Origin of the sequence: Celeribacter halophilus (assembly GCF_018860305.1) — a bacterium.
Taxonomy (GTDB): Bacteria; Pseudomonadota; Alphaproteobacteria; order Rhodobacterales; family Rhodobacteraceae; genus Celeribacter; species Celeribacter halophilus_A.
Genome location: NZ_JAHKPE010000019.1, coordinates 466,781 through 478,851 on the forward strand (window position 1 = coordinate 466,781; position 12,071 = coordinate 478,851).

Here is a 12,071-nt window from a genome sequence, read left to right on the forward strand (position 1 = left end):
GTGGCGCAAGGCGTCAGTTCCCCATCGCGGAGGGCAGGAATGTGACGATCTGCGGAAACAGCGTGATGAGCACGACCGCCAGCAGCAATAGCCCGAAAAAGGGCAGGGCGGCCTTGGCAATGCGCAGGATATTCGTCCCTGTCAGCCCTTGGATCACAAAGAGGTTGAACCCCACGGGCGGGGTGATCTGGCTCATCTCCACCACGAGGACGAGGTAGACGCCGAACCACAACGGGTCGATCCCTGCGGCTTCCACCATCGGCAGGATGATCGAAGTGGTGAGCACCACGACCGAAATCCCGTCGAGGAAGCAGCCCAGCACGATAAAGAACACCGTCAGCACCGCTAGAAGCGCATAGGGGGAGAGGCCGAATGTGCCGATCCACGCCGCCAGATTGCGCGGGATGCCGGTGAAGCCCATTGCGACGGACAGAACCGCAGCGCCAAGTAGGATAAAGGCGATCATGGCACTGGTGCGCATGGCCGACATCAGCGCGTCGATGAAATCGCGGCGGGTGAAGCTGCCGGTGGAGACCGCCAGAATGATGGAGAACAGTACGCCCACGGCGGCGGCATCTGTGGGGGAGGCCACGCCGGTGTAGATCGTCCCGATCACGCTGCCGATCAACAGGATGACGGGCAGGAGGCTCTTGGAGGCGTGAAGCTTTTCACGCAAAGAGAAGTGGCTGTCTTCGACGGGGATGAGGGCCGGATTCATCCATGCCCGAAGAGCCACATAGCCGCCGAACAGCCCGACCAGCATGATCCCCGGCAGGATACCCGCAATGAACAGCCGCGCGATGGATTGTTCGGTCGCCACCCCGTAGACAATGAGGATCACCGAGGGCGGGATCAGAAAGCCCAGCGTGGCAGAACCCGCCAGAGTGCCGAGGATCAGGCTTTCGGGATAGCCGCGCTTGGTCAGTTCCGGCACGGACATGCGTCCGATGGTGGCGGCGGTGGCGGCAGAGGAGCCGGAAACGGCTGCAAAGATCGCACAGCCCAGCACGTTGACATGCAGCAGGCGTCCGGGCGCACGGCCCAGCCACGGCGCGAGGCCGGAGAACATATCCTGCGACAGGCGCGAGCGCAGCAGGATTTCTCCCATGAGAATAAAGAGCGGCAGCGCGGCCAGAGGCCAGCTGTGGCTATGGCCCCAGAGCGTGGTGGCCATCACCAGACCTGTCGGCGCGTTGGAGAAAAAGGTGAGACCAGCCAGAGCCACAGTGAGCAGCGAGACTGCCACCCAGACGCCACTGGCGAGCAGACCGAGCAACAAAGCGAGAAGGATCGAGAAGACGACGGGATCAGACATGATGTTTACTCCGTCGCATCATCTGTGAGAACCGGCTGGCGCGCCCGCAGGCTTTCGACCAGTCGATCAAGGATGGCCAGTGTCAAAAGACCCAGCCCCAGCACCATCACCACCTGTGGTATCCAGATCGGCACGGCGATCATGCCGGTGGATTTGTCGCTGTAGTGGTGGCTCTCCTTCATCAGGCTGGCCGCATACCATGTGGCATATCCCATAGCGCATCCGGCCACCGCCAGCGTGAACAGTTCCAGCGCCCAGCTTACCCGCGCGCCAAGGCGCGAGATTACCAGATTGACCCGAATATGTGTGCCGTGGCGAAAGGTTGGCGCCAGCGCCAGAAAACTCGCCGCCGCCAGCAGATAACCCGCGAAATCGGCGTAAGAGGGGATGGTGAAGGACAAGGACGGCCCGCCCAGACGGGCAAGGATATTCAGTCCGACCTGTGCGCTGACCAGAAGACAGATCGCGAGAATGGACAGGGCGGCCAGACCGCCGGAAATCGTGTATAGCGTATCAAGCAGGCGGCGCATGGCGGCAACTCCCAATGGACTCCCAAGAGAACTAGGCGCGGCCCGCTCGTGCAAAGCGGACCGGCAAGGCAGGGGGGTTACTCGGCCTGATAGGCGTCGAGAATGGCCAGAGCGTCTTCGCCGGCCTCTTCCTTCCACTTGGCGAGCATCTCTTCGCCAATGGCCTGAAGACCTGCGACCAGTTCCGGCGTCGGTGTTGCAATCGTCATGCCGTTCTCTTGCATGACGGCGGTTTTTTCTTCGGCCTCGGCCTTGGACATCTCCCAACCGCGGCTCTCGGCCTCGGCAGCAGCGGCCAGAACGGCGGCTTGCACGGTTTCGTCGAGACGGTCAAAGGTGCGCTGGTTCACCACCACGATGTTTTTTGGCACCCATGCGTTGATCGGCGTGTATGTGTCCACGAAATCCCATGCTTTCGAATTGGCACCTGTCGAGGGCGAGGTGATCATCGCTTCGACCTGACCGGTGGTGAAGGCCTGCGGAATATCGGCGGCTTCAACCTGTACCGGCGCGGCTTTGGCAAGGGCGGCAAATTGTTCGAGCGCAGGGTTGTAGGCGCGGAACCGCAGCCCCGACAGATCGTCCACCGTGGCAATCTCGCCATTGGTGTAAAGCCCCTGTGCGGGCCATGCGACGGAGAACAACGGCATCAGACCCTGTTCGCCCAGAAGCTCGGTGATCACAGGTTTCTGCGCGGCCCAGAGCTTTTCGGCCTCTTCATAAGAGGTGGCGAGGAACGGCTGGCTGTCCATGCCGAAGGCAAGGTCTTCATTCGCCAGTGTCGAGAGGAAAAACTCGCCCAGCGGCACCTGACCGGAGCGCACAGCGTTCTTGATCTCGCCGTGAGGGAAAAGAGAGCCTGCGGAATGGACCTCGATTTCCAGCGCGCCATCGGTGGCCTCGGCCACATCGGCGGCAAATTCGCGGATGTTCACCGTGTGAAAGGTCGCATCCCCGTAGGGGGTCGGCATGTCCCAAGTGTCGGCGGATACGGCAGTGGCAACGCCCATCGCGGCTGCGAGGGTGAATGCAAATTTATTCATCTTTTCTCTCCTGTTGGGATCGGGTGATATTGGTTCACCTCGATGTCATAACGTTGACAAATTGTCAGCGTTTTGAGATTTATGTCAATGAAAACTTTCAAGACGCAGTCAGACGTCGCACAACAGGGATATGAAAATGCGTGGGAAACCACCTGAAATCGCGGAAGAAATTTCGCGACGACCTGCAGGGACCGGTGCGCCGGAAATCCTGACCTTGGGGCGTGACGGATGGCTGGTCCGATTCGCTTTGACGCTGGAGCCATGGGTCACAGCCGCCGTGCAAAAGCTGCATGCGCAGGCCCAAGAGGCCGCTCGGTCCGGCGCATTGCCGGGCGTGACAAAGGTCTCGCCCTGTCTCACCTCCGTGCTGTTCTCCTTTGATCCGGCAAGCTCGGAGCGGGCCACCGTGCGCGCCGCCATCGCGCGTCTTGTGGAGGCCGAAGACTGGCACACCGCCACGCCGGAACCCGCTGCGCGTTTGTGGCAGGTGCCCGTGGCCTTTGGCGGAGAGCACGGCCCCGATCTCGACGAGGTCGCCACGTTGAGCGGTCGCGCTGCGGCGCAGGTGATCGAAGACATCGCGCAAACGCCTCTGCGGGTGCTGGCCATCGGGTTTGCACCGGGACAGCCCTATCTCGGCCTTTTGCCCGCGCCCTATGATCTGCCGCGCATGTCTGCGCTGAACCCGCAGGTGCCGCAGGGCGCGATTGCCTTGGCGGTGCGCCAGCTTGTGCTCTTCGCCAATGCCTCCCCGACCGGCTGGCGTCAGGTGGCCCGCACGGCCTTTCGTCCTTTCCGTCCCGACAGCGACACGCCGATCCCGCTGCGTGCGGGCGACGAGATGCGGCTGGTGCCGGTCTCGGGGGCGGAGATGTCGGCGCTCTTGTCCGCAGGCGATCCCGCAGGCGGGGCACGGCTGGAGGTGCGCCGATGACAGAGCTTGTGATTCATAAATCCGGCCCCGGCTTGACGGTGCAAGACCTCGGGCGCACGGGGCTGACCCATTTGGGCCTGTCGCGCGGAGGTGCTGCCGATCCGGTCGCCCTCTATGAAGCCGCCGCTCTTTTGGGGCATCGTCAGCCTTTGGCGGCCATCGAGATGGCGGGGTTCGGTGGCACGTTTGAAGTCACCGCGCCCACGCGCATTGCCCTGACCGGCGCACCCATGCGGGTTAGACTCGGCAGTAAGGAGTTGCGCTGGAATGCGTCGCATCTGCTGGAGGCCGGAGAGCGTCTGAGCATCGGCGCGGCGGAGCGCGGCACCTATGGCTATCTCTCCTTCGCGGGCGGGATCGAGACGCCCGAGGTGATGGGCAGCCGCTCGACCCACGGTGTTGCGGGGATCGGTGCGGCGCTTGCAACGGGTGCGCGCCTGCCGCTGGGACCGGATCGAGATACGGGCGCCTCTGCGCTGGGCCTGCCGCTGGACACGCGGTTTTCCGGCGGAGAGGTGCGCTATATCGCGGGGCCGCAAACCGCGCTCTTCGCGCCCGAGACCCGCGCACGCTTCGAGGCGACGACATTTGCCAGATCGGCCACGGCCAACCGTCAGGGCGTGCGGCTGGAAGCGGAGGCACGGTTTCTGGCTCAAACGCCAGAAGGGCTGGCGTCAGACTTTATTCTGGAGGGCGATCTCCAGATGACCGGTGACGGTTTGCCCTATGTGCTGCTGAACGAATGTCAGACCATCGGCGGCTATCCACGGATCGGCACGGTGATTGCCGCAGACCTGCCCGTGGTGGCGCAGGCCCCATTGGGTGCGGCGCTGCGGTTCCGGCAGATCACGCTGGAGGAGGCCGACCGGATCGCCGCCGCACAGGACAAACGGCTCAAGGAACTGCGCAGACGCGCCAAGCCGCTCATCCGTGATCCGGCGACGATCCATGATCTTTTACGCTATCAACTGATCAGCGGTGTGACCGCTGGCGATGACCTGGAGGGTTGAGAGATGCTGAAAACGGATTTGAACTCCGACATTGGCGAGGGCTATGGCGACTGGTCCAAAGGCGATGATGCAGCGCTGATGGAAGTGATTACTTCGGCCAATATTGCTTGCGGCTTTCATGCGGGTGATCCGGATGTGATGGCCGAGACCATGCGTCTGGCCGTGGCCAACGGTGTCGGTATCGGCGCGCATCCGGGCTTTGCCGATCTCAAAGGCTTCGGACGGCGGCGTCTGGCGCTGAGCCATGAGGAAATCGCCAATATGGTGACCTATCAGCTCGGCGCGGCACAGGCGATGGCGCGTGCGGCGGGTGGCGAGGTGCGACATCTCAAGCTGCACGGGGCGCTGGCCAACATGGCCTCCGAAGATGCCGGTCTGGCGCGGGTCTGCTACGAAGCTGCGCTCAAGGTGCAGCCTGACATTGTGATTATGGTTCTGGCGGCGACCGCGATGGAGCAGGTGGTGCGCGAGCTTGATTGCGCTTGGGCGGGGGAGATTTTCGCCGACCGTGCCTATAATGACAACGCCACGCTGGTGGATCGCAGCCAGCCCGGTGCCGTTCTGCATGATCCGGAGGCGATCACCACGCGGATTTTGGCGATGCTTGAAGAAGGCGCAATCATTGCCGAGAGTGGCAAACGCATTCCGTGCAAGATCGACACGATCTGCGTGCATGGTGACACGGCTGGGGCGCTGGCGATGACGACAGGGCTGCGCTCCGGCCTTGAGGCCGCAGGGGTCGAGATCGCCTCGCTCTAGCGCGGGGACAAATTGCGCGGAAATCCTCTCGCTTTGTGCGGGGGGACAGGCTTGCCATAGCGCGGCGTCGCGGGTAGGGATCAGGACTTGATAAGAGCAAAAACTTTGAGGAAGGTTTCCCCATGATGGACGACGACAACACCTCCGGCCACGCATCCGGTCCCGACGCATCCTACCGTGTCACCGCCGACGAGCTGCGCCAGTTCGTCGAGCGTTACGAGCGCCTCGAGCTTGAGAAAAAAGACATCGCCGATCAGCAAAAAGAGGTGATGGCCGAGGCCAAAGGCCGCGGCTACGACACCAAGGCCATGCGCAAACTCATCGCGCTGCGCAAGAAATCCGCAGACGAGATTGCCGAAGAAGAGGCCATTCTCGACATGTATAAAGAAGCTCTGGGCATGCGCTGAGGCGTCCGTCCGGAGAGGTTTCCATGACCCGACATACCCGCAACCGAGCCGCCGCCGTGCTTGTCGCGCTTGGCCTCGGTTTCGGGATCGGGCTGGGTCTTCTGGGGCGGTCTCCGGTTCTGGCCGGAGTCTGCCCGACGTGTTTCGGGTTCAGGGAAATCGCCCCGCAGGTCTATTCCGAATTGCGCGGCCCCACCACGTCTGCGCCCCTGCTGACCCGCCTTGCCCGCGCTGAGGCGCGCGTCGCCGATGTGTTCGGCCCGCAGGCGCGGCCCCGCATCCTGATCTGCTATACCGAGACCTGCAACAAGGTGATGGGCGATATGGATGCGCGCGCCATGACTTATGGCAGCCATCTCTTCTACCTCACACCAGACGGCCATGACACGGAGATCATCGCCCATGAACTGGCCCATGTGGCGCTGCACCGCCAGATCGGGCTGCGCGGCCAGATGGGTTTTCCGGCTTGGCTGGATGAGGGGATTGCCGTCTGGGTGTCACGTGACCCGCGGTTCGACCTGAACCCCGACACATGCGATCCGGGGCAGGGGGCGTTGCCGATCAAATCCCACGACTGGCGCCACTCCGCCGCCGCCCGCGATGCCAGCGCCTATGCGCAGGCCGGATGCCGTGTCGCGCAATGGGTGAAATCCCATCCGGTGAGCCGCCTGGACGGGCTGATCGCCCGACATCTGGAAAACTGACGCCAAGCCGCGCAGCTTACGGCGCGATGAAACGCACCCCGTTCATCCCTGCAATCCGGTCGAGATCCTCTTCGTAAGCCTCGCTCAACCGCGCCACCAGCGCCTTGTCCCAGCCGGGCAGGTCGATCTCTTCTTCCAGCGAATCCTCATCCACATATTTGTCGAGAAACGCCTGCAAAATCCGGCGGCGCTGCTCTTCGTTCTGTGGCTGATGGGTGTTCAGATAGGTGCGCAGCCGCTTCATGCCCTCGCGCTTCATGATCGTGGCCAGAATGTCCAAACCGCCCGACATGGGCACCAAAGGACCAACCCCTGTCATCTCGCGCATGACCTGTGACCATGTCAGAGGCGTGTCCTCATAGGCGAAACAGGTGATCCCCACATCGGGGCAGGCCGCCTGTATCCGTTCGAGAAGCTCCGACCAGCGCAGGGTTTCCGGATCGACGCCGGACATGAATGCCTCGAAACTGGTGTTCGGCCCGCATTTGGCAAAGGCATTGGGCACGAATGTCGCCGGATTGCGCAGCCCGATAAAGTATTCCATCTCGTGATCGGCAAACACATTGCGCAGCCACGGCAGTTTGAAATTCGCTTTCTTGTAGAACTGGCCCTTCTCGAAGATCAGCGGATGCATACAGATCACATCTTCATAGCTCAGAACCATGCGCTGGCAGTCGTCCAGCTCGATAATCTGGTCGAGCAGAATCTCCTGCGACTCAGGTGTGGCGCGTTCGCTTTTGACCTTCTTCATGATCTGCGGAAGCAGATCGCGGTAATGCGACGGCGGCGGCACAGCGACCCCATGTTCGGCCAGAACGGCCTTGTTCTTCAACAGGCCGCGCATAAGCTGTGCGCCATTGGTGCAATGCGCGCCGATATGCATGGAGATCATCATGGGGCTATCCGCTTTCCGAGCTGCTTTGCTGTCTGCATCTGTTCTATGGTCCGCCCTGTCGGGCCTCGCGATGTCGCTCTAATATAAGCTCTTTTCCTGTCAGGGAAACCGCATTTCCGCACAGAGCCTGACAGGTTTGCAGATCGGCCCCTGATGCACAGGGTCACAGCCGTCGCCACAGCCGCCTGTGTGCGGGTAGTGCGAGGGGCGCGCGCATGTTTGCGCAGCTTCGCGCATGGGCAGGTCCGGCTCCGCCCTTGCGGGTTTTTCTTCACCTCGCTGCCAAAAGGGATTATGCCAACCGGATGACCGACCAAATCGCTCAGACACCCGCCTGCAAGACCGCAAGCGCCCCGCGCCGCCACAGCAAACTTGCGCGGGTCGCGCGGTTGTCGCCGTGGTCCGCAGGGGCCTTTCTTATCGCCCTTCTGGTGTTGATGCCGCTTCTGGCTGTGGTCTGGATTGCCTTTCACCCCAGCGAAAATATCTGGCCGCATCTCATCTCCACCACCTTGCCACGCTACATGCGCACGACCGCAGTGCTGGCCTTTGGCGTGGCGGGCCTGTCGGCCTGTGTCGGCACGGGCGCGGCGTGGCTGGTGACGATGTATCGTTTCCCGCTCTCCAAGGCGCTGGAATGGCTGTTGCTTCTGCCTCTGGCGATCCCCGCCTATGTGGGGGCCTATGCTCTGGTCGATTTTCTGGAATATGCCGGACCGGTGCAGGGCGGGCTGCGTCAGATTTTCGGCTGGCAGACCTCGCGCGACTACTGGTTCCCCGAAATCCGTTCCTTGGGCTCGGCCATCATCGTTCTGGCCGCCGCTTTGACCCCCTATGTCTTTTTGCTGACGCGGGCGGCGTTTCGCGAACAATCCGGCTCCGTCTATGAAACGGCGCGGGCCTTGGGGGCAGGGCCGTTTGCGCGGTTCTGGCGTGTCGGCCTGCCTCTGGCGCGTCCGGCAATTGCGGCAGGCACCGCGATTGTGATGATGGAGACCGTGTCGGATTATGGCACCGTGTCCTATTTTGCCGTGCAGACTCTCACCACAGGCATTTTCTCTACATGGCTCGAAGGCGGCAATGCTGGCGGCGCGGCACAGATCGCCACGGTGGTGCTGGTTGTTGTGCTGTTGCTGGTGGGGTTCGAGAAAAGCTCGCGCGGACGGGCACGGTTCCACCAGAACGCGCGCCAGACCCGTCCGATTGCGCCGATCCGGCTCACGGGCTGGCAGGGGCTTCTGGCGCTGGCGCTTTGTGCCGTGCCGTTTCTCGTGGGGTTTGTCCTGCCAGTCAGTGTGATTGCCAATCATGCGCTGGGCGAGCCGGAACAATGGCTTGCACCGGGCTTGCTCTCGGCCTTGAAAAATACTTTGACCGTGGCGGGAAGTGCGGCGGTTCTGACCGTGCTGGCGGCCCTGTTCATGGTCTACGGGGTGCGTTTGACGGGGCGCAAACTTCCGCGTTTGATCCTGCCTTTCACGACCTTGGGTTATGCCGCCCCCGGTGCGGTTCTGGGCCTTGGCATCCTCTTTCCTCTGGCGGGGCTGGATCACCTTCTGGCCGATACGATCGAGTACATCACCGGCTCCGATCCCGGCCTGCTTCTGACCGGTTCGGCTTTTGCGATTATTCTCGCCTATGTGGTGCGGTTTTTCGCCATTGCCCAAGGGGCGACCGATGCCGCCCTTGGCCGCGTCTCGCCCTCCCTGCCGATGGCCGCGCGCTCCTTGGGCCAGACCTTGGGCGGCACCTTGGCCCGCGTCTATGTGCCCCTGATCCGCGGCTCTGTGGGCACGGCGCTTCTGCTGGTCTTTGTCGATTGCGTCAAAGAGCTTCCGGCCACCTTGCTCCTGCGTCCGTTCAACTACAACACGCTGGCCACGCGGGTCTATGACAAGGCCTCGCTCGAACAGCTCGAACAAGCCTCCCCCGCCGCCCTTCTGGTGATCCTCGTCGGGCTGGGCGCGGTGATCCTCATGGCCCGCTCCGAAAACGCCGCCGACCTGAGCTGAGCGCGGATGGGGCAGGGTGGAGGTGTCCTTGTCCTGTGTCGGAAGGAGGGCTACGGCGCTGTTAGGCAACTTGCCCGACAAAAAGCCGACGAAAGTCCGATAATTTTCATACAAACCTCTTGCACGCCTTTTCTCGAGCAAGTAAACGACGCCCGAGTGCCCCTATAGCTCAGCTGGTAGAGCAACTGATTTGTAATCAGTAGGTCCGCGGTTCGAGTCCGTGTGGGGGCACCATTTCATCACGCACACTCTGATCTCGCGGCTTCGAACCCTCCGCCTTTTGTTCTGTTTTGAAATGAGCAGGCCATGCAGTGGCTGGCGAATAAGGGTGAATTTCCGGATGATGGGAATTTATGGGAGCGTTCGGTCTGACGCTCATGGGAATTCATGGTCTTTCCGGGAATTTATGGGTGTTTCCGATCTGTTCTCCATGGGGCGAATCACTTTTCTGTGGATAACTCGGTGGAAATGTGGATTGTTCACATTTTTTCCACAGATTTGTCTCGGAGGGGTGTGGGTGAATTTCTGTGATTTTTGTGTCTATATGTAGTGGTATTTTATTATCTTATCGGCAGATGTGTAAAATTCAACGTATAAGTGTGCGCTATCTTCCTCGCTGCTTTCGTGTGTTTCGGGTCTGGATTTGCCCTGTGCAAAAGAAATCCATTGATTACCATAAAATCCCATAGCATAGTGAGTTCATCCGGTGAGGTGGAGATGAGCGGCGCATTCAAGACCGCGAACAAAGACCCATAGTCAGGTTTCATACAGGCATCCACACTCACCAGAATAAAGAGATCCGGCGCGCGAGCGAGCAGACATCCCCCCAGGTGGCGCGTGCAGTCCGGACAGCCCGTTAATCGGGACGAGGGCGGCGGATTGAGCAGTGGCAGCAGCTCGGTCCGCCGTTTCGCATCAAGGGTTTCGCGCGGGGTGCGCGGGGCGCAGGGACAGGATAAGGAGCGGCCCGTTGGTCGGCATGTTTATCGGCGAACACACCTTTAAGGTGGACGGAAAGGGACGCGTGTCGATCCCTGCCGATTTTCGTCGCGAACTCGAACTGGGCGATCCTCTGGCTGCAGAGACCGGCCGTCCCCGCATGGTGATCGTCTATGGTCACGACAAACAAAAGCAACTCATCGTTCACACTTATGAGGGCTATCGCGCTCTGGCCGCCGACATTGCGCGCCTGCCGCGGGGGTCCGAGAAGCGCAAGATTATGGAGCGCATGATCCTCAACCGTGCGCGTCCGACCGAAGTCGACAATGACGGACGTCTCGTGTTGCCGCAGCCTTTGCGCGACAAGATCGGCCTTGATGGCACCGCGTATTTCGCGGGCATGGGTGAAACCTTCGAGATTTGGAAGCCGGAAACCCATGAGGCGGTGGATGCGATGATTTCCGAGAAATGGCTGGAAGAGCAGGGCGAGGATTTCGATCCGCTCAGTCTTCTGGATGATGTGGAGGTCTGACATGGCCTCGGAAGAGAAAAAGCCTCACATTCCCGTCCTGCTGAACCCGCTTTTACGGGCCTGCGCGCCGATCAGTGGTCGCTGGCTTGACGGAACATTCGGCGCGGGTGGCTACACCAAGGGATTGATCGCCGAGGGTGCGGACCTTGTGTATGGCGTGGATCGTGACCCTCTGGCGCATGAGATGGCGGCAGGCTGGATCAACGAGCCACCGTATAAGGGCAAGATCGAACTGGTTCTGGGCACGTTTGGCGAGATGGATCAATATGCGTCGGATCTCGACGGGGTGGTGCTTGATCTGGGCGTGTCCTCGATGCAGCTGGATCAGGCCGAGCGCGGCTTTTCCTTTATGAAGGACGGACCTCTCGACATGCGGATGTCGCAAGATGGCATGTCGGCTGCGGATTTTGTGAATACGGCAGATGAAGCGGAGATCGCCGATGTGCTGTATCACTATGGCGAAGAACGCCAGTCCCGTAAGATTGCCCGTGCGATCGTCAAGGATCGTGTGGAAAAAGCGCCATTCACCACGACACTGCAACTGGCGTCGCTCATTGAGCGGTTGTTGCCGCGCAAGAAACCCGGTCACAGCCATCCGGCGACCCGCACGTTTCAGGCGATCCGCATTGCGGTGAATGACGAATTCGGTCAACTCATTGAAGGGCTGGAGGCCGCCGAACGGGCGCTCAAACCGGGCGGGCAGCTTGCGGTCGTGAGCTTTCATTCGCTCGAAGACCGTGTTGTGAAACGATTTTTTCAAGCTCGGGCCTCGACGGGCGGTGGTGGCTCGCGCTATGCTCCGGAACAAGAGGTGAAAACACCCGGTTTCGAGCAGCTCTCCAAAGCCATAGGTCCTGATGAGGATGAGCTGGACAGGAACCCGCGTGCGCGGTCTGCGCGTTTGCGGGTTGGTCGCCGCACCGATGCGCCGTTTGAAGCGGTGGATCGGGAGGCTATGGGCTTGCCGAAACCAGTATTGAGGCGGGATTAA

12 protein-coding genes and 1 tRNA gene are annotated in these 12,071 nt (G+C 61.3%); 9 read left to right on the forward strand and 4 right to left on the reverse strand.

What is annotated here, in order from left to right; translation table 11 throughout:
- Nucleotides 1-13 precede the first annotated feature (13 nt).
- The 3 genes from KO492_RS06580 to KO492_RS06590 all read right to left on the reverse strand — a co-directional run bounded on the left by KO492_RS06580 (nucleotide 14) and on the right by KO492_RS06590 (nucleotide 2,888).
- A complete protein-coding gene (locus KO492_RS06580) occupies nucleotides 14-1,315 on the reverse strand; it encodes a TRAP transporter large permease (protein WP_216044211.1) in 1,302 nt (433 codons plus the stop codon).
- Between the two features lie 5 nt (nucleotides 1,316-1,320).
- Entirely contained in the window at nucleotides 1,321-1,845 is a 525-nt protein-coding gene (locus tag KO492_RS06585) for a TRAP transporter small permease (RefSeq protein ID WP_216044212.1), read from the reverse strand.
- Between the two features lie 77 nt (nucleotides 1,846-1,922).
- A complete protein-coding gene (locus KO492_RS06590) occupies nucleotides 1,923-2,888 on the reverse strand; it encodes a TRAP transporter substrate-binding protein (protein ID WP_216044213.1) in 966 nt (321 codons plus the stop codon).
- Between the two features lie 136 nt (nucleotides 2,889-3,024).
- On the opposite strand from KO492_RS06590, the gene KO492_RS06595 reads away from it, so the two are divergent.
- From KO492_RS06595 to KO492_RS06615, 5 genes are all read left to right on the forward strand, one after another.
- Complete coding sequence (locus tag KO492_RS06595) at nucleotides 3,025-3,822, forward strand: 5-oxoprolinase subunit B family protein (RefSeq protein ID WP_216044214.1); 798 nt, start codon at nucleotides 3,025-3,027, stop codon at nucleotides 3,820-3,822.
- A complete protein-coding gene (locus tag KO492_RS06600; protein ID WP_216044215.1) occupies nucleotides 3,819-4,832 on the forward strand; it encodes a biotin-dependent carboxyltransferase family protein in 1,014 nt (337 codons plus the stop codon). The genes KO492_RS06595 and KO492_RS06600 overlap by 4 nt, the downstream gene beginning before the upstream one ends.
- Before the next feature lie 3 nt (nucleotides 4,833-4,835).
- Nucleotides 4,836-5,591, forward strand: coding sequence for a LamB/YcsF family protein (locus KO492_RS06605; protein ID WP_216044216.1), 756 nt, complete (start codon nucleotides 4,836-4,838; stop codon nucleotides 5,589-5,591).
- 125 nt (nucleotides 5,592-5,716) lie between these two features.
- Complete coding sequence (locus KO492_RS06610) at nucleotides 5,717-5,998, forward strand: DUF2312 domain-containing protein (RefSeq protein WP_066603778.1); 282 nt, start codon at nucleotides 5,717-5,719, stop codon at nucleotides 5,996-5,998.
- A gap of 23 nt (nucleotides 5,999-6,021) precedes the next feature.
- Nucleotides 6,022-6,702, forward strand: coding sequence for an eCIS core domain-containing protein (locus KO492_RS06615; RefSeq protein ID WP_216044217.1), 681 nt, complete (start codon nucleotides 6,022-6,024; stop codon nucleotides 6,700-6,702).
- Between the two features lie 16 nt (nucleotides 6,703-6,718).
- Here KO492_RS06615 and KO492_RS06620 read toward each other — a convergent pair whose 3' ends face one another.
- Nucleotides 6,719-7,597 carry a hypothetical protein gene (locus KO492_RS06620; RefSeq protein ID WP_216044218.1) on the reverse strand — a complete coding sequence of 293 codons (879 nt, stop codon included), beginning with the start codon at nucleotides 7,595-7,597 and terminating at the stop codon, nucleotides 6,719-6,721.
- A gap of 437 nt (nucleotides 7,598-8,034) precedes the next feature.
- Between KO492_RS06620 and KO492_RS06625 the strand changes: the two genes are divergently transcribed.
- The 4 genes from KO492_RS06625 (at nucleotide 8,035) to rsmH (ending at nucleotide 12,071) form a co-directional block, all read left to right on the forward strand.
- Nucleotides 8,035-9,609: an ABC transporter permease gene (locus KO492_RS06625; protein ID WP_252735423.1), complete on the forward strand. Its 1,575-nt coding sequence runs from the start codon at nucleotides 8,035-8,037 to the stop codon at nucleotides 9,607-9,609.
- Between the two features lie 158 nt (nucleotides 9,610-9,767).
- A tRNA-Thr gene (locus KO492_RS06630) sits at nucleotides 9,768-9,843 on the forward strand.
- 745 nt (nucleotides 9,844-10,588) lie between these two features.
- Nucleotides 10,589-11,080: a division/cell wall cluster transcriptional repressor MraZ gene (mraZ, locus tag KO492_RS06635; protein WP_332936584.1), complete on the forward strand. Its 492-nt coding sequence runs from the start codon at nucleotides 10,589-10,591 to the stop codon at nucleotides 11,078-11,080.
- A 1-nt stretch (nucleotide 11,081) separates the two neighbouring features.
- Nucleotides 11,082-12,071: a 16S rRNA (cytosine(1402)-N(4))-methyltransferase RsmH gene (gene rsmH, locus KO492_RS06640; protein ID WP_216044221.1), complete on the forward strand. Its 990-nt coding sequence runs from the start codon at nucleotides 11,082-11,084 to the stop codon at nucleotides 12,069-12,071.